This is a genomic window from Cryobacterium psychrophilum (assembly GCF_004365915.1).
GTDB lineage: Bacteria > Actinomycetota > Actinomycetes > Actinomycetales > Microbacteriaceae > Cryobacterium > Cryobacterium psychrophilum.
Genome location: NZ_SODI01000001.1, coordinates 1,188,498 through 1,207,105, shown reverse-complemented (window position 1 = coordinate 1,207,105; position 18,608 = coordinate 1,188,498). Strand labels below are relative to the sequence as shown.

The 18,608-nt window shown below is 63.4% G+C and carries 13 protein-coding genes; 9 read left to right on the top strand and 4 right to left on the bottom strand.

Going from position 1 to position 18,608, the window contains the following annotated elements; genetic code table 11:
* Window positions 1-137: 137 nt before the first annotated feature.
* From EDD25_RS05525 to EDD25_RS05495, 7 genes are all read left to right on the top strand, one after another.
* Window positions 138-1,388, top strand: coding sequence for a sarcosine oxidase subunit beta family protein (locus EDD25_RS05525; protein ID WP_241986286.1), 1,251 nt, complete (start codon window positions 138-140; stop codon window positions 1,386-1,388).
* Between the two features lie 18 nt (window positions 1,389-1,406).
* Entirely contained in the window at window positions 1,407-1,685 is a 279-nt protein-coding gene (locus tag EDD25_RS05520) for a sarcosine oxidase subunit delta (RefSeq protein WP_134172401.1), read from the top strand.
* A complete protein-coding gene (locus EDD25_RS05515; protein WP_134172400.1) occupies window positions 1,682-4,540 on the top strand; it encodes a 2Fe-2S iron-sulfur cluster-binding protein in 2,859 nt (952 codons plus the stop codon). Before EDD25_RS05520 ends, EDD25_RS05515 begins: the two co-directional genes overlap by 4 nt.
* The gene (locus EDD25_RS05510; RefSeq protein WP_134172399.1) at window positions 4,530-5,132 is read left to right on the top strand and encodes a sarcosine oxidase subunit gamma; all 603 of its coding nucleotides are present in this window, start codon (window positions 4,530-4,532) and stop codon (window positions 5,130-5,132) included. Before EDD25_RS05515 ends, EDD25_RS05510 begins: the two co-directional genes overlap by 11 nt.
* Window positions 5,133-5,390: 258 nt before the next feature.
* Window positions 5,391-5,729, top strand: a complete 339-nt coding sequence (locus EDD25_RS05505) for a bifunctional 3-phenylpropionate/cinnamic acid dioxygenase ferredoxin subunit (protein ID WP_134175183.1) — start codon at window positions 5,391-5,393, stop codon at window positions 5,727-5,729.
* A gap of 18 nt (window positions 5,730-5,747) precedes the next feature.
* Window positions 5,748-6,905, top strand: a complete 1,158-nt coding sequence (locus EDD25_RS05500; protein WP_134172398.1) for an NAD(P)/FAD-dependent oxidoreductase — start codon at window positions 5,748-5,750, stop codon at window positions 6,903-6,905.
* A 76-nt stretch (window positions 6,906-6,981) separates the two neighbouring features.
* Window positions 6,982-8,115: an aromatic ring-hydroxylating oxygenase subunit alpha gene (locus tag EDD25_RS05495; protein WP_134172397.1), complete on the top strand. Its 1,134-nt coding sequence runs from the start codon at window positions 6,982-6,984 to the stop codon at window positions 8,113-8,115.
* 15 nt (window positions 8,116-8,130) lie between these two features.
* On the opposite strand, the gene EDD25_RS05490 is transcribed toward EDD25_RS05495, so the two are convergent.
* Window positions 8,131-8,904 (bottom strand): IclR family transcriptional regulator, encoded by a 774-nt coding sequence (locus EDD25_RS05490; protein ID WP_134172396.1) that lies wholly within the window; start codon window positions 8,902-8,904, stop codon window positions 8,131-8,133.
* A gap of 75 nt (window positions 8,905-8,979) precedes the next feature.
* Complete coding sequence (purU, locus tag EDD25_RS05485; protein WP_134172395.1) at window positions 8,980-9,852, bottom strand: formyltetrahydrofolate deformylase; 873 nt, start codon at window positions 9,850-9,852, stop codon at window positions 8,980-8,982.
* Window positions 9,853-9,972: 120 nt separating this feature from the next.
* Here purU and EDD25_RS05480 point away from each other — a divergent pair, with 120 nt between their 5' ends.
* Both EDD25_RS05480 and EDD25_RS05475 read left to right on the top strand, forming a co-directional pair.
* Window positions 9,973-10,836, top strand: coding sequence for an IclR family transcriptional regulator (locus EDD25_RS05480; protein ID WP_241986287.1), 864 nt, complete (start codon window positions 9,973-9,975; stop codon window positions 10,834-10,836).
* A gap of 505 nt (window positions 10,837-11,341) precedes the next feature.
* The gene (locus EDD25_RS05475; protein ID WP_134172394.1) at window positions 11,342-13,792 is read left to right on the top strand and encodes a GcvT family protein; all 2,451 of its coding nucleotides are present in this window, start codon (window positions 11,342-11,344) and stop codon (window positions 13,790-13,792) included.
* A gap of 80 nt (window positions 13,793-13,872) precedes the next feature.
* Here EDD25_RS05475 and EDD25_RS05470 read toward each other — a convergent pair whose 3' ends face one another.
* Window positions 13,873-16,695, bottom strand: a complete 2,823-nt coding sequence (locus tag EDD25_RS05470; RefSeq protein WP_134172393.1) for an FAD-binding and (Fe-S)-binding domain-containing protein — start codon at window positions 16,693-16,695, stop codon at window positions 13,873-13,875.
* Between the two features lie 371 nt (window positions 16,696-17,066).
* Window positions 17,067-18,608: an L-piperidine-6-carboxylate dehydrogenase gene (amaB, locus tag EDD25_RS05465; protein ID WP_198418829.1), complete on the bottom strand. Its 1,542-nt coding sequence runs from the start codon at window positions 18,606-18,608 to the stop codon at window positions 17,067-17,069.

The window sequence follows — 18,608 nt, the reverse complement described above, 5'->3', positions numbered from 1 at the left end:
GGCTGATATACCAGTTGGATGACAGACGGACCTGAGGAGCCAGCGTTGACTCACATAGCCACTGAGAGAGGCCTGGCAGGCCAGGGCCTGATCGCGAATGATCTCACTCGGCAACTCGCCGAACCTGAGATGCTGTCATGAGCATCTCAACTCCGGAAATGCCGCGCACTCCGGGGGCGGACCTCCCGGAACACCCCGACTTCCTCTGGGAAAACCCCATCGCCAAACGCAACTATGACGTGGTCATCGTGGGTGGGGGAGGCCACGGTCTCGCGACGGCGCACTACCTGGTCAAGAACCACGGGATCACAAACGTCGCCGTAATCGAACGCGGCTGGCTGGCCGGCGGCAACATGGCCCGAAATACCACCCTCATCCGTTCGAACTATCTCTGGGACGAAAGCACGGCGATCTACGAGCACTCCCTCAAACTGTGGGAGGGTCTCGAGGAAGACCTCGATTACCCGATTCTGTTCAGCCAGCGCGGTGTGCTGAATCTCGCGCACTCGCTCCAGGACGTTCGCGACTCGCGGCGACGCGTCGAGGCCAACAAACTCAATGGGGTCGATGCCGAGTGGGTCGACGCCGACGGGGTGAAGGAACTCTGCCCCATCGTCAACACGTCATCGGACATTCGTTACCCGGTGCTCGGAGCGACGTATCAGGCCCGCGCGGGCATCGCCAAGCATGACTACGTCGGGTGGGGCTTTGCCCGTCGAGTCAGCCAGGCAGGCGTGCACCTTATCCAGGACACACAGGTGACGGGATTCCTGACCGACGGAGACCGTGTGGTCGGTGTGCGCACGAACAAGGGCGACATCGGGGCGGGAAGCGTCGCCCTCACCGCGGCCGGGCACACGTCGACACTGACCGAGACGTTGGGCATCCGGGTGCCGATCCAGAGCCACCCACTCCAGGCGCTCGTGTCGGAGCTGCTCGAACCGGTCCACCCCACGATCGTCATGTCCAACGCTGTCCACGTCTATGTCTCCCAGGCACACAAAGGCGAGCTGGTAATGGGCGCGGGCGTCGATACCTACAACGGCTTCGGCCAGCGGGGGTCCTTCCACATCATCGAGAGGCAGATGGCCGCGGCCGTCGAGTTGTTTCCGATCTTTGCTCGGGCTCACCTGCTGCGCAGCTGGGGCGGCATCGTTGATGTCACTCCAGACGCGTCACCCATCGTCGGGCTCACGCCGTATGAGAATCTCTACCTCAACTGCGGGTGGGGAACGGGCGGCTTTAAGGCCACGCCAGGCCTCGGACACGTGCTGGCACACACCATCGCCACCGGTACGCCGCACGAACTGATCGCCCCGTTCAATCTTGATCGCTTCGTCAACGGCCGGCTCGTGGACGAGCACGGCGCCGCAGCAGTGGCCCACTAGACATACTGAAGGAATCCGATGCAACTCATTGAATGCCCACGGTGCGGGCCCCGCGAAGAGATCGACTTCACATACGGCGGCCAGGCCCATATCGCGTATCCGGAAAAGCCCGCAGAACTCAGCGATGAGGCGTGGGCGCATTACATCTTCTTCCGGGATAACCCGCAAGGCCCGTTCGCTGAGCGATGGGTGCACTCCGCCGGATGCCGTCGGTGGTTCAACGCGCTCAGGGACACCGGAACATACAAGTTCCTGGCCGTCTACGAACTGAATGAGAAAGCGCCGGTGATTCCGTGACCCAGCCCTTCCGCACCGTGGCCGGAGGCCGCGTTGATCGCTCACAGCCCGTAACGTTCCGCTACAACGGAACGGAACTGCAGGGATACGTTGGTGACACCCTGGCCTCCGCGCTTCTGGCCAACGGCGTGCATACCGTCACCAGCAGCATCAAGTTTGGGCGCGCCCGCGGAATCGCAGCCGCCGGAGCAGAAGATCCCAGTGGGATCGTGCAGGTTGATGAACCCTTCCCCGATCCGATGCAGCTTGCCACCACGATTGAGCTGGCGCCAGGCCTCGTAGCCCACGGCGTTCCGGGGCAGGGCAAACTGGCCGACACCAAAGACCCGGCGCGGTACGACGCCGTCCATCTACATGTGGACGTACTGGTCGTTGGCTCGGGCCCTGCGGGACTCGTGGCGGCAGTCACCGCGGCCAGGGCCAACCTGCGGGTTGCCATCGTCGACGAGCAACCAGAGGCGGGAGGCAGCCTGCTCAGCACGCTGCAAGAAATCGACGGGCTCCCGGCCCCGGACTGGATCAGCGGCATCGTCGACGAGATCAGTGAGAACCCTCGAGTGACACACCTGCAACGGACGACAATCTTCGGCGTCTACGACGATGGTCTCGCCCTCGCCGTGCAACGGCGAACCGACCACCTCGGCACCGCTTCGCCCGCCGACGCTCTTCGCCAGCGGGTGTGGCGGATCCGTGCCCGACAGACCATCGTGGCCGCCGGCGCGCATGAGCGTCCCGTCGTCTTCGCGGACAACGACCGGCCGGGGATCATCCTGGCCAATTCAGCGCGTACGTATCTCAATCGGTACGCCGTTCGAATTGGCAATGCGGTTGCCGTCTTCACCACGAATGACAGCGCGTACACCGCCGCGTTTGAACTTCACGACGCGGGTGTCGCGATCACGGGGATCATCGACTCCCGGCCGCTTGTCGGGACGGAATGGCTCGACGCGGCCGCCGACCGGGGCATCGCCGTCCATCCGGGCAGCGTGGTGACGGGAACGGACGGCCCTGATCGCCTCACCCGCATTTCCCACGCCACCTGCGACGCCGACGTTGTGGGGCCATCCGCTTCGTTCGAGGCCGACTCGCTGCTGGTGAGCGGCGGTTGGAACCCGGCCGTGCACCTGTACAGCCAGGCTGGTGGCACGTTGGCCTATGACGACCGTCTGGGAGCCTTCGTTCCGGATGCCCGGATTGACGGCATAGCCGTGGCCGGATCGGCGGCAGGCGTCTTTTCGCTCAACGAGGTCCTGTCTCACGGCCGCGAAGTCGCCATCGCGACCCTGCACAAGCTCGGTGGCAGGGAAGGCGACCCCCTCACGCCATCCGCAGACAAGGATGCCGACTCGAACCCGGGGATGGTGCTCTGGTACGTCCCCACCGGCGATCCGCCCACCCTCCACACGCACTTCGTTGACCTCCAACGAGACGCCACAGTCGCCGACATCGCACGTGCCGTTGGCGCCGGCCTTCGTTCTGTCGAGCACGTCAAGCGGTACACCACAATCGGTACCGCACACGACCAGGGCAAGACGTCGGGAATCATCTCCTCGGGGATCACCGCTGAACTCTCGGGCGTCGGCATTTCCGATCTGGGAACGACAAAATTCCGGCCTCCCTACACGCCCGTCGCCTTCGCGACCCTGGCGGGACGAAACCGTGGCGACCTCTTCGACCCCGTGCGGGTCACAAGCGTCCACGACTGGCATGTTGAGAACGGCGCGCTGTTCGAGGACGTCGGGCAGTGGAAAAGGCCCTGGTATTACCCGCAGCCCGGCGAAGACATCCATGCCGCCGTTCATCGGGAGTGCGCTGCCGTGCGAACCGGCGTGGGCATGCTGGATGGTACGACGCTGGGCAAGATCGACGTCCAGGGAAAAGACGCCGGTGAATTCCTCGACCTCATGTACACGAACCTCATGAGCACGCTGAAGGTCGGGTCAATCCGCTACGGCGTGATGTGCGGGGTTGACGGGATGGTGCTCGATGACGGCACGGTCCTGCGCATCGACGAGGAGAGATTCCTCATCTTCACCACCACGGGCGGGGCGGCGAAAATCCTTGACTGGCTGGAAGAGTGGTTACAAACGGAGTGGCCGCATTTCCGGGTGTGGCTGGCGTCGGTCACGGAGCACTGGTCGACCTTCCCTGTGGTCGGACCGAAATCGCGGGCCCTGATTGGGGAGCTATTCCCCGACGTGGACGTCTCCAACGAGGCGTTCCCGTTCATGACCTGGCGCGATACGGAACTGGACGGCGTTCCCGTTCGACTCTCTCGCGTGAGCTTCTCGGGAGAACTCGCGTACGAAGTCAATGTTGTGAGCTGGTTCGGCCTTGACTTGTGGAAGCGTATCCATGCCGCGGGGCAACGGTACGGAATCACCACCTACGGCACCGAGACCATGCACGTGTTACGCGCCGAAAAGGGTTATCCGATCATCGGGCAGGACACTGACGGCACAGTGACCCCTCAAGACCTCGGTATGTCCTGGGTTGTGTCCAAGAAGAAACTCGATTTCGTGGGCAAGCGGTCATTCGCGCGCTCCGCCAACAACGAGGCCACCCGGCGACAGCTGGTCGGAGTCCTTCCGATCGACCACACCACGCTCCTCCCCGAGGGCACACAACTCGTCTCCGTCGACTCTCTCGCTGAGACGCCGGTCCCGATGCACGGATTTGTCACGTCCAGTTACCGCAGCGCGGCCCTCGAGCGAACCTTTGCCCTCGCCCTGATCAAGGGAGGGCACTCCCGGCTGGGCGAATCACTCAACGCCGTCGTCGACGGCCGGCTCGTTCCCGTCATCCTCACCAGCCACGTACTGTTCGACCCCGAAGGAGCTCGTCGTGACGGATAGCACGCTCGTCAGATCGCTGCAGGCTTGCGGCGCCCTTGACCGATATCGGGACGCCTTCACGTCGATCGCATCGGCGCTCGTTGGCGTTGAGGTGCTCCCTCTTGCCCGTCACTACAACGTTCGCGTCGCCGCCGACGCGGTGGGAGGAACGCTGCTGGTTGCGCTTCTCGGATCCGCACTGCCGACGATGGCGTCAACCTGGATTGAGACCAGCGTTGGAACGGTCATCTGGCTCGGCCCCGACGAATGGCTTGTCGTCGAGGGAATCGGTCAGGTAGGCCTCGAGGGACGGCTGCGGAACGCCGTCATCGAAAATGACGGAGCCGTAGTGGAGCAATCCGGACAACGAGTCTCGTTCCTCGTCACCGGGGATGCTGCGGGGCTCCTGACCAAGGGAACATCCATCGACCTGCACCCCGCGGCATTCCCCGCGGGGACTGCGGTTCAGAGCTTCCTGGGCCAAACCATCGTCGTGTTGCTCGCACGGAATGACAGCGCCACGGAGATTGAAATTCTCGTCCGCAGTTCATTTGCCCGGTACCTCGCCGATTGGCTCCTGGATGCGGCGAGCGATCCGCTCGCGACGCCGTGACACGCCGGAAGGGGAGCTGAGCGGCGTGAGCATCAGCGTCGACTCTCGAGTTGAAACGCGCGACAACCTCACGCTGGTCCTTGGCGGTACACGTCCTATCCACTTCTCGGTCGACAAGGACGTTTAGCGAGTCTCCTCGGGGTGGAATGCCATTCTGTGCCGAAATGGCTCGCGACCCCTTGACACTAGGTCTTCCAGGCGCGATCCTGTTGCGTAATAAGAATCTTGTTGTTCTAACTGCGAATGTGGGGATTCGATATGTGGATATGTCCTCTGGCCAACATCGCCCCCGGGGAGGCGATTCGATTCGATGCGATATCACCGCCACTGGCAATCTTCCATACCGAGGACGGCGAGGTATTTGCTCTCGACGACACGTGCAGCCACCAGGATGCTTCCTTGGCCGACGGGTGGGTGGATGGCTGCGAGGTGGAGTGCCCGTTGCACGCCTCCCGGTTCGACCTACGCACCGGCAGGGTCGATGCGCCCCCCGCGAAGCGGGGCGTGCGCACCCACGCCGTCACGATCATAGACGGCGACATCCACGTGGTGATGAGCGTGGCAGCGCCCAACCTGCCTCCCGGAATTACCTACTAGGTTCAGAAACGGCGCGCTGTGAAATCAGTGACCATCGTGGGAGCGGGACTCGCCGGACACGCCAGCGCGAAGGCACTGCGCCTCCAGGGATTCGACGGCAGAGTGACGATCATCGGCGACGAAATACACCGCCCATACGACCGGCCGCCGTTGTCCAAGGATTTCCTCGCGGGCGCGGCGCAGGCTGACGAACTCACCCTTGAGGCCGAGGGTGAAGACTTGCAGGCTGAATGGTTGCTGGGGGCTCGAGCGGCGTCCCTGGACCCGGGGGACCGCCAGATCACATTGACAGACGGCGGCATCGTCCGCTCTGACGTAGTCATCATCGCGTCCGGATCATTCGCCAGGTGTCTTCCCGGGGTTCCAGCCGGAGTTCACACACTTCGAACTCTGGATGACGCCATCGCGCTCAGGGCTGAGCTGGTCTCCGGCGCGCTCCTGGTGGTCGTCGGCTCAGGGTTCATCGGCCTCGAAGTGGCATCTACGGCCCGGTCTCTCGGCCTTGAGGTGACCGTGCTTGGCTCATCAGGCAATCCACTCTCCCGCTCCTTGGGCGTCGAGGTCGGCACCGCCGTACAGCGGCTGCACGAAGCAAACGGAATCGTTGTCAGGAACAACACTGTCGTCGAGGCTGTACTCGGCTCGGAGCGAGTTATTGGAGTTCGTCTATCCACCGGGGAGATGATCCCCGCGGATGTCGTGGTCATGGGCATCGGTTCTCTGCCCGCAATTGAATGGCTCTCGAATTCCGGACTCGACATTCGAGGTGGTCTCATGTGTGACGAGGTCGGCGCGACCGCAGCGGACGGAGTTATCGGCGTCGGTGATTGTTCAGCGTGGTTCGACCCGGTTCGTGGTCGTCACCATCGAGTCGAACACTGGTCCGACTCCCGGGAACGCCCTGCAACCGCAGTCGCGGCCCTCCTCTCCGGCCGCCCGCCCGCTCGCGGTGTCCGTCCCAGCTACCTGTGGTCTGACCAGTGCGGGGCAAAGATTCAATTCGCTGGCCGCGTGATGGGCGATGAAACAATCGCGATCGAAGCTGGCGACATTGATAGCGGCGATCTCTTGATGGTCTATCGGCAAGCGGAACGGCCGGTCGCGGTGGTCGGAATCAACCAACCGCGGCTGGTCGCCCAATGGCGCAAACGACTGGCCTCTCTCGAAACAGGGTAGGGATCCAGCCCGCCAGCATCCGTACGGCCCGCAGCACCCTCCCCATCCGACGAGACACCAGTAGGAGTATGAACCCATGATCATCGAGCAACTCGACAAGCCGGTGGCCGGCTCGCTCATGCAGACGCTGCCCGGCTCTGCTTATACCGATGCGAACGTCTTCGCCCTGGAGCAAGAGAAAATTTTCGAACGGATGTGGTTCTGCGCTGTCCGCGGCAGCGACGTCGCTGCGCCCGGAGCATTCAAGACCGTGCAGGTTGGCCGTGAGTCGATCATTGTCAGCCGTAATCGCAAGGGTGAGCCCCGTGCCTTCTTCAACGTCTGTCGCCACCGGGGGATGCAGGTGTGTTCGGGCGAGGACAGCGACGGCCAGCGGAACTTCCGTTGCGGCTACCACGCCTGGACCTACGACCTCGACGGAAAACTCATCGCGGCTCCAAATCTGACCAGGATGCCGGACCTCGACCGCCAGGACTACGGGTTAAAAAGGGTTCACGTGCGGGAATGGCTCGGTTACCTCTGGGTGTGCGTCGCCGATGAGGCGCCGTCGTTCGAAGAGACGGTGCTCGGGGAAGTCGTCGACCGGCTCGGTGAAGTTTCGAATCTCGATCGCTATGCGGTGGACACCCTCGTGGTCGGTAAGAGAATCGTCTATAACGTCAAAGCAAACTGGAAACTCATCATCGAGAACTTCATGGAGTGCTACCACTGCGCCACGATTCATCCGGAGCTCACCGAGGTTCTGCCGGAGTTCGCCGACGGTCTCGCGGCCCAGCTGTTCGTCAACCACGGCGCCGCGTTCGGTGAGGACATCAAGGGTTTCACGGTGGATGGTTCCGCCGGCGTCGATCTCCTTCCCGGCGTGAACCCGGACCAGGACCGCAAGTACTACGCGATCACGGTGAAACCGCAGATCTTTATCAATATGGTTCCCGACCACATCATCTTCCACCGAATGTTCCCCATCTCCGAAGACCTCACCATCGTGGAGTGTGACTGGCTCTACTTGCCGAGCGTGGTCGAGAACGGCGCTGACCTCACCAACTCAGTCGAGCTCTTCGATCGGGTCAACCGTCAGGACTTTGACGTCTGCGAGCGTACGCAGCCGTCCATGTCCTCCCGGATGTACACCGGCGGCGGCGTGCTGGTGCCGGCCGAGCACCACATCACGGAGTTCCATGCGTGGCACGGCGCGATGTTGGCCTCGTGACCGGGGGCCGCGCGTCTAACCCAGATGCCCCATCAGGTCGCTAATCCTGGCGGCGGCGGCGATGACCTCGCCGGCCTGCCCGAGAAGGAGTTCCCGCGGCAGGCGAAAACCCGGACCGGACACCGACAGCGCAGCGATCACGTGCCCTCCCGGCCCGCGAATCGGGGCCGCGATCGCGTTGAGACCTTCCTCGAGCTCGCCAAGGGTGATCGCGAAACCTTCCGCGCGGGCAAGCGCGAGTTGCTGGGCCAGCGTCACTCGGTCAGTCGTGGTCTCGGGCGTGTAACGGGCGAGAGTCGCTCCGAGCAGTGCATCGGCCGCCTGCGCCGGGAGCCAGGCCAGGAGAATCTTGCCGGAGCTGGTGGCGTGCAGCGGCGTTGGGTGTCCCACCCAGTTGTCGACTGTGATCGTGCTGGGACCCTCGGCCTGGTAGACGTTGACGGCGCTGTCACCCTGCGTGATCGCGATGTTGACGGTTTCACCGAGGAGCGACGCGAGCGCGCGGCTGGTTTCGGCACCCTGTATCCTCACTTCGAGGTTCGCTCGCACGGCGCCAGCCAGCCGCAGGAGGTTCGGTCCGAGCCGGTAGTGTCCGCTGGAACCGGCGACCTCGACCATGCCCCGCGACCGCAGTACGGCGAGCAGGCGCGAGATCGTCGAGCGATGCACCCCTACCTCGGTCGCCACATCGGAGACGCTTGCTTCGCCCTTCCTGGCAATGATTTCCAGAACCGTCACCGCACGGTCGACGGACTGGGGCCCGCTGTTCTCACCGCTCGTAGTGCTCATGCTGCAATCTAACCGCATACGCCAGCACACCACATGCCACTTGAGAGAGCCGAACCCTGATAACGGAGACCGGGCTCAGCGGAATACGACGGTACGACTGCCGTTGGGGAAAACGCGGCGCTCGCTGTGCCACTGCACGGCGCGGGAGAGCACCTGCGTCTCAACGTCGCGTCCCGCGGCGACCAGGTCCTCCGGGCCGAAACCGTGGTCGACGCGAACCACATCCTGTTCGATGATGGGGCCTTCATCGAGATCGTCGTTGACGTAATGCGCGGTCGCGCCGATCAATTTCACACCGCGTTCGTGCGCCTGATGGTAGGGCTTGGCGCCCTTGAAGCTGGGGAGGAACGAGTGATGGATGTTTATGGCCCGTCCCGAGAGCTCGTGACTGGTCTCCGGCGACAGGATCTGCATGTACCGAGCGAGCACGACGAGGTCGATCTCATGGAGGTCGATCAGGTTGAGCAGAGTGGCTTCCATCTCCGCCTTTGTCTCCGGAGTGACGGGGAGGTGCCGGTACTCGACGTCGTAGGAGGCCGCGAGCGAAGCGAAATCCGGGTGGTTTGAGACGATGACGGGAATTTCGATGTTGAGGGTGCCCAGTCGATAGCGATACAGCAAATCGTTGAGGCAGTGGCCGAAGCGGCTGACCATGATGAGAGTACGCGTAGGGGTGGCGCTGTCGACCAGGTTGAAGGCCATGCCGCGACGATCCGCGACCTCGGTGAAGGCGGCTGAGAGCTCGTCAACGGGGGGAACGCTGCCGGTGAAGTCGAACTGCACGCGCATGAAGAACTGGCCAGTGCGTCGGTCGTCGAGTTGTTGGCTGCTGATTATGTTCGCGTGGTGCCGAACGAGGAACCCGGCGACCTCGTGGACGAGGCCAGGGCCGTCCTGGCAGGAGAGAGTCAGGATGTACTCTCGGCCCGGTTTGCGATTCGGCGACATGATGTTCCTCACTCTTCAATCACGGCGGAATGAGATGCATGTTACGCAACCTGTAGCAGAAAGCGCAACAAAAAACACGGGCGAGAGGAGCCGAAGGCGCAACAGCGCTATTATCCGGCCATGCCTTCCTTTGAGCCCAATAACGTTTTCGCTGCATCCGACCGCCACGGGATGCACGCAGAGTCGGAGGTTGTGGGGAATGGACTGGTGCAGTCCGTCGACCGGGCCCTCACCATCCTCGAACTGCTGGCGGTGGGTGGGGAGCTCGGGGTGACCGAGATGGCGAAGACTCTCGACGTGCACAAGTCCACCGTGTCGCGCCTCGTGGCGACCCTGGAGGAGCACGGACTGGTGGAGCAGATCTCTGACCGCGGCCAGTACCGGCTCGCTCTGGGTATCGTGCGCCTGGCCGGTGCCGCACGGGGACGTCTTGACATCGTGACCGAATGCCGCCAGATCAGCAGGGGGCTGGCCGCCCGGACTGGCGAAACCGTGAACGTGGCGATTCTGACCGACCTGGAAACTCTCTATCTCGACCAGGTCTCCAGCCCCTCTGCCGTGCAAATCCAAAACTGGCTGGGCAAGCGCAACCCTGTTTACGCGACCGCGAATGGCCGGGTGCTCCTGGCGTGGCTGCCGCCGACGGAAATCGATCAGGTCATCGACCGGCTCGTCGAATCCAACGGTGCCTTCGAGCGGCACACCGAGCAGACGGTCACTGATCCGGGGGTGCTGCGAGGCATCCTGGCATCCGTGCGAGACCGGGGCTACGATGTCGCCGTCGACGAGCTTGAGCTCGGTTTGACGGCGATCGCAGCGCCGATCCGCGGCGACGCTGGAACGGTGATCGCGTCGCTGTCCGTGTCCGGGCCGAGTTTCCGGCTCAACCCCGATCGCCTCGCTGAGGCGATCCCTGCGCTGCTCGCTGCCGCAGCCGAGGTCTCGACCCGTATGGGCCACCACGCCTTCATGTCCACGGACTGATCCGCTCGAGCATGAGCGTAGACGACGTCCTCAGCGCCAGCAGACTTTCACATGTTGTGGGCGGGGAGGGGGAGGAACTGAAGTGATTCTGTTTCGGTTGGGTGCAAATCGTCGGAATCGCTTGACGCGGAGCCCCCAACGTCGGAACATGTTGCAAGAGAAGCGCAGCGCTGCGCAATACGCAACCAGCAGACGGTGCTTTTTTGCGGCAAGACGCGATCGAGCGTCGTGCCGCCCACTCGGAAGAGGAGGGATGGCCGTGAGAAATACGACGACCAGCGTGCATGACGCAGCACGAGTGCGTGAAAGTCTCTACGTCGGTGTCGTCGACAGGGACTCGATCTTGCGCGAAATTGCCGGCATGAGCCTCTGATGTCCGTAAGCGGGTCCGTTGTGGCAGTGGGCCCCGTGCCTTTGGTCGGGGGAGAAGGGCCTGCGCCCCCAAAACGTTGCGAAACGATCAATTCATGTACATCAATTCGTGCGATTTGAAATGGGAGCGTCGATGATCCAGCCGACTGTCGTAATTATTGGGGGCGGTGTTGTGGGAGCCTCTCTTGCGGACGAAATCACCGCAAAGGGTTGGACCAACGTCACGGTCGTGGACGCCGGACGTCTTCCCGATGCCGGGGGGTCCAGTTCGCACGCTCCCGGGGTTGTTTTCCAAACCAATGGTTCTCAGGTCATGACTGAGCTGGCAAAGTACACCGTCGACAAGCTCAGCTCCCTCAGCTGGCGCGACGAGCCATGCTTCCTGTCCGTCGGCGGCCTCGAAATCGCCACAACTCCGGAACGAGCGGAGGAACTCAAGCGTCGCTTTGGCTACTCGCAGTCCTGGGGGGTCGCCGGGGCTCGCCTACTGGACCCCGCTGAGACGGTGGCGACGTGGGACCTGCTCGATCCCGAACACATCTACGGGGGCCTCTATGTGCCCAGCGACGGCATTGCCAAATCGGTCAGGGCAATCGCCGCTCAATTGGACCGAGCGGTCTCCCGTGGCGCACGGATCCTCGACGGGCATGAGGTAATCGGAATCACCACGACGGGCGGGAAGGTGACCGGCGTCGACACCGACCTCGGCCATCTCGACGCAGACATCGTGGTTTGCTGCGCGGGAATCTGGGGTCCGAAGATCGCCGCCATGGTCGGTCAGGCGCTCGCGCTCACGCCTCTGGCACACCAGCTCGCCTGGACGGCGCCAATCCCGGCCCTTGCAGGTCATCGCGCCGAGGCCACCCGGCCGGTGCTGCGACACCAGGATGCCGATCTCTACTACCGCGAGAATGGAAACGGCATCGGCATCGGCTCGTATCGCCATCGCCCGATGCCTACCAGGGTCGAGGACTTCGGCCGCTGGGGCGCGGAGATCATGCCGTCCGTTCAGCCGTTCACCCCGGAGGACTTCGAGTTCGCCGTGGCGGAGAGCGCCCGCATTCTTCCGGCCACCGCCGGTGCACGACTCAGCGAGGCGATCAACGGTGTCTTCTCGTTCACCGTCGACAACATGCCACTTCTTGGTCCGCATGCGAGCGTGGACGGTTTCTGGTTTGCTGAAGCGGTCTGGGTAACCCACTCCGCTGGCGTCGGCCGAGCGATGGCCGAGTGGATCGTCGATGGGTATTCGTCGACTTTCGACCTGCACGCGTGCGACGTCAACCGGTTCGAGAAATACCAGCTTGGTCCTCAGTTCGTCGAGGCGACGAACCTGCAGAACTTCGTTGAGGTCTACGACATCATGCATCCGCTTCAGCCGCGCGAGCATTCGCGTCCGCTGCGCACCTCCCCGTTCTATCCGCGACAGCAGGAACTCGGCGGGATGTTCCTCGAGGCGGGCGGCTGGGAGAGGCCGCATTGGTACAGCGCCAACGATGCGCTTGTCACGAGCGATCGAAACACCGGATGGAACATTCCCCAGCCGGACGAGTGGGCGTCGCAGTATTGGTCTCCCACGATCGCGGCCGAAGCCGCTATCACCAGGACGGATGTTGCGCTCTACGACATGACGGCACTCAAACGCCTTGAGGTCAGCGGTCACGGTGCCACCGACTTTCTCCAGGGGATCGTCACCGGAAATGTGGGCCGGTCGGTGGGGTCCGTGACCTATTGCCTCATGCTGGGAGAGAACGGCACCATCCGCTCCGACGTGACGGTGGCCAGGCTCGGCGAGGAACTCTATCAGGTCGGTGCGAACGGCGTTATCGACCTGAACTGGCTCCGGCGGCAACTACCAGAGGGGTCAGCCGTCCAGGTGCGTGACACCACGGCAGGAACCTGCTGCATCGGTATCTGGGGACCGAGGGCGCGCGCGGTCGTGCAGTCGCTGACCGACGAGGATTTCTCGCACGAGGGTTTTGGATATTTCAAGGCCAAGACCGCTTACCTGGGCCTGATCGAGGTGACTGCGATGCGCCTGTCCTATGTGGGTGAACTGGGCTGGGAACTGTATTGCACTGCGGATGTTGGTCTCGCTCTCTGGGACACGCTCATGGCGGCCGGCCAGGAGCACGGAATCATCGCGGCAGGTCGGGGCGCGTTCAACTCGTTGAGGCTGGAGAAGGGCTACCGCTCGTTTGGCTCTGACATGAACAACGACCACACGCCGGCAGAGGCCGGGGTCGAATTCGCCGTGAGAATGGCCAAACCACATTTCCTCGGCCGCGAGGCGCTCTCGACATCAACGCCGCCGAGCAAGAAACTCAGCCTGCTCATCATCGATGAACCGAACGGGATTGTTCTCGGTTCTGAGCCGGTCTACGCCCACGGCGAAGCGGTGGGCTACGTCACTTCGGCCGCCTACGCCTACACGCTGGGTACCCCGTTGGCGTACGCGTGGCTTCCCATCGAACTCTGTGAACCCGGGACCAGCGTGCAAATCGGTTACTTCAATCGGCTAATCCCCGCTACCGTTCGGGCGGAACCGGCGTTCGACCCGAAGGGAGAACGAATTCGGTGCTAAATCTCCACCACAACAGGAGCGCATGGCACGGAAGATCGGTGCTGTAGCGGATGCGAGTGCCATCCGACACGTGTGAATTCTCACTGGCCTTCCTGGAGTGCGTCCGCGATCACTTGCACCAGGTGCCGGGAGTCTCGGCCGGCCAGGTCGGACACCTGTGTTCGGCAAGAGAACCCGTCGGCCAGGATGTGCCGCGCGGGCTCGGCCTCGATCTTGCCGAGGATGCCTTGCCGCGCGATCGCTACCGAAATGTCGTAGTGGCCCTTTTCCATTCCAAAGTTGCCAGCCAGCCCACAACATCCGCCTGATATCTGCACGTCACAGCCCATGGCATTCATGATCTTGAGGTCGGCGTCGTACCCCATGACGGCGTGCTGGTGGCAGTGCGGCTGAGCCAGGATCAGCTCCGTGCTGGCGGGAGGCTTCCACGCGATGGACCCCAAAAACTCCGCTACCGTCTTCACACTTGCGGACACGCGCTGGGCTGCCAGGTCTCCCGGCAGCAGCTCGAGTAGGTCGGAGCGGAGAACTGCCGTGCATGAAGGTTCGAGGCCGATAATCGTGCGCCCGCTATCCACGTGTGGTGCGAGGATGGCGACGGTCTTCTGTAACGTGGCCCGGGCAGCCGTGAGCTGGCCGGTAGTGATGAGCGTGAGGCCACAGCACGCCCCCGGTCCCGCAACCTGAACGTCGCAGCCGGCCGAGGTCAAAACCTGCACGGCTGCGACAGCGACCTCGGGGGTCATGCTGTCGGTGAAGGAATCCACCCAGAGCAGCACGCGGTGTGTTCCCGTCGCGGGGACTGGCACAGGCTTCTGCATCATGCGGAATGGGACCCGCGCGAAGGTGGGCAGGGAACGCCGCGGATCGGCACTGGCGAGCCACAGGAGGCTGCGTCGAAGGATTGCGACGGAACCGACCACGTTCAGCAGCGGGCCCAGCGACCCCACGAGTCGAAGCCAGGTGGGCAGTCGGCCCAGCGTGTAATGGCTGATGGGGCGAATGCGCCCGCGATAGGTCTGGAAGAGAGCCTCAGACTTGTACATGGCCATGTCGATGCCCGTCGGGCAGTCGTTCGCGCAGGCTTTGCAGCTCAGGCACAGATCGAGGGCGTCGTGCACCTCGGGGGAGCTCCACGACGTATCCACGACCCCACCATTAAGCATTTCCTGCAACACTCGGGCACGGCCGCGCGTCGAATCCTTCTCGTCGGCGGAGGCGAGGTACGACGGGCACATGAAACCACCCTGCTCGCGCAGATCAGCACGGCACTTGCCTACGCCCACGCACCGGTGCAGAGCATTGGTGATGTTGCCGCTGTCGTGCGTGAAGGCGAAACCGTCCGTGGCCAGGAGGTTGAGCGCCTGCGGCCGCCGCAGCGACGCGTCGATCGGATCGGGGTCGACGATGACGCCCGGGTTGAACAGGTTCTGAGGGTCGAGGAGGGTCTTGAACCCGGCGAACGCAGCTATTGCTCGCGGCGAATACATGATCGGCAGTAGTTCGCCTCGAGCCCGGCCATCACCGTGCTCTCCCGAGAGTGATCCGCCGTAGGACGCGACGAGGTGGGCGGCGGCCGTGAGAAAACGCTTCATTGTGTCGGCGCTGTACTCGAGCGGAAAATCGATTCGGACGTGCACGCATCCGTCACCAAAGTGCCCATAGGCCAGGCCCGAGAGTCCTTCACCCTGCATCAGGGACTGGAAATCACGCAGGTAGGCGCCGAGGTGCTGCGGCGGCACGGCCGCGTCCTCCCACCCGGGCCAGGCCTGATTTCCGGACGCTGTGCGACCTGCCAGGCCGGCGCCGTCGGCTCGAATCTGCCACAATCGTCGCGCGTCGGGACCGGCCGGCAGCACCAGCGAATCGAGAGCGCCAGCGTCGGCGACGAGGGCATGCGCCGCGCTCACGGCCAGCTCGGCTGTGTCACCTCCTACCTCGACCATGAGCCAGCCGTTGCCGTTCGGCAGGGACGGCATCGATGTGCTTCCCCGCACTGACCGGACCACTTTCACGAGTTGGGCGTCGATGCCTTCCAGGGCCAAGGGTCGGTGAGGCAAGAGTGCCGGCACCGCATCAGCTGCCGACGGCATGTCGGCGTACCCCAGGATAACGAGGACGGGCGCCGGCGCGAGTACGACGAGATTCACTTCAGCCTCAAGGATGACGCCGCAGGTGCCCTCGGTGCCTGTGAGTGCAGCAACCAGGTTGCGGCCGTTCTCGGGCAGGAGGTGCTCGAGGCTGTACCCGGAAATTTGCCGACCGAACCGGCCCAGTTCCGTGCGTAACAGCTCAAGATTGGCCTGGATAAAGGCTTCCAGCCCGGGAATGGCAGCGACCGACCCGCTACCCGCGCTCAGCTCAAGCGCTGTTCCCGTCCCGGTGAGCCAGCGCAGCCGAACCACGTTGTCGGCCGTGCGGCCGTAGGCCAGGCCGTGCGGTCCGCAGGCATTGTTGCCAATCATTCCGCCGACAGTGCAGCGAGTGGATGTTGACGGGTCCGGTCCGAAGCGCAGCCCGTGAACGGCCGCTGCTTTCTGCAGATCGCTCAGCACCACCCCCGGTTGCACAATCGCTGTGCGATTCGCCGCGTCGATACTGACGATCTTGTTCATGAACCGGCTGAAGTCAAGAATCATGCCCGGACCCACCGCGTTGCCGGCGCAGGAGGTTCCGCCGCCACGCACGGTCACCGCCAGTAGATGGCGGCGGGCAACGGTGACGGCGGCCAGCACATCTGCCTCATCCCGGGGCATGACGACAACCTGGGGGACCACCCGGTAGTTCGAAGCGTCAGCGGAGTATTCCGCGCGTCGCCGAGTGCTGCTGTCAACGATTCCCCGCACCGCTGCGCTCAGCTCACGAACGACGGCGTCGATATTGACTGTCGGATCGATGCTCATCTGTATGAAGTGTCCTTTCTCATTCGGCCTGTATCCCGTGTCTTGCACCAGGTTTCGGGCCGCGTCGTGAAGATCTCGCTTGTGGACGAGCGCAGAACCTCCTCTTTGCAGGGGGAGGCGGAATAGATCCACGCCGGCCTACTTCCCCGTTATAACGCGTGCCAGGTGGGTGATCTCTATGATTCTCACCGTGGGCGGCATGCGAGTGCCGCCCCTACCGATTCCTTGCGCGGTGTTGTCGATTACGAGCACCCCGTTCAGGCCCGTCTTGACGTTATTGACCGTGACTATTCTTTCCGGTCCCCCTCATCCATCACGTTGAACAGACCGGGCATTGTGACTCCTTCGTCGTGGAGGGTGGTGTGGGAGGTCTAGAGAAACTTGACGCCCTGTGCAAGCGGAAGCATTCCCGAGTAGTTGATGGTGTTGGTGGCCTGGCGCATGTAGTTCTTCCAGGAGTCCGACCCAGACTCGCGCCCGCCGCCGGTTTCCTTCTCGCCACCGAACGCACCGCCGATTTCAGCGCCGGAGGTGCCGATGTTGACATTGGCAATTCCGCAGTCCGAACCGCTCGCCGATAGGAATCGTTCGGCTTCGATCTGGTCGTTTGTGAATATCGCCGACGACAGCCCCTGTGGCACCCCGTTTTGCAGGGTGAGAGCCTCATTCAGGTCGCGGTAGGTCATCACGTACAACAGCGGGGCGAACGTTTCGTCAGCCACGACCGGTGTGTGGCCAGGCATGCGTACCACCGCAGGCTGCACGTAATAGGCTCCAGGCGCCTCGGCTGCCAGCACTCTGTCACCGCCACACAGCACCGTTCCCCCTTGCGCGCGCGCCGCCGTGAGCGTAGCCTGCATGGCGTCGAAGCTGCCCTGGTTTATGAGCGGTCCCACGAGGTTCTCACTCTGCAGGGGGCTACCGATGCGGAGAGTGCCGTAGGCCGCGACGAGTTTGTCGGTCAGTTCGGTGACGATGGACTCATGCACGATCAGGCGGCGCATCGAAGTGCAACGCTGCCCGGCGGTGCCCACGGCCGCGAACACGATGCCAGTGAGCGCGAGGTCCAGGTCGGCCGAGGGCGCAACGATAGCCGCGTTGTTGCCCCCGAGCTCCAGCAGCGCCCGGCCGAAGCGTGCGGCGACCCGAGGGGCGACTTCGCGTCCCATACGTACCGAGCCTGTGGCCGAGATCAGCGCGACTCGCGGATCGTCTACGAGACGTTCCCCGCCGACGCGGTCAGTGATGGCGAGTTTGTGCAGATTTGCCGGCGCGCCGACGTCTTTCACGGCCTGGCCCAGTAGCGCGTCGACGGCGAGGGCCGACAGCACCGTCGTCTCGGAGGGCTTCCAGATGACCGTATCGCCACAGATCAGAGCGAGGGCGGTGTTCCAGGAGTAGACGGCCACCGGAAAATTGAATGCCGAGATGATACCCACCACACCGAGTGGGTGCCAGGTCTCCATCAGCCGGTGGCCTGGGCGCTCAGACGGCATGGTCTTGCCGTACAACTGCCGAGACTGTCCGACGGCGAAGTCACAGATGTCAATCATTTCCTGCACCTCGCCGAGGGCTTCCGAGGTGATCTTGCCGGCCTCGGCGGTGATGATATTCGCCAGGTCGTCTTTGTGCTCGGTCAGCAGCTCGCCCCACCTCTTGACCAGGCCTCCACGAACCGGGGCTGGTACGTCTCGCCAGCTGGTAAAAGCCTCGGCCGCCTCGCCGATCATCCTGTCGATGTCGTCGAACGAACTCGATGCGACCATGGTGAGCACCGTGCCTGTGAGCGGGGATCGTGCCTCCTGCTCGCCCTGCAGACTGTCGATATCGACACCGCAGGCTTCGAGGGACGTGCGCACCAGAGATGCGACCTGGGCGGCCTCGGGCATGGACTGGGTCAAAAGATTTGTCAT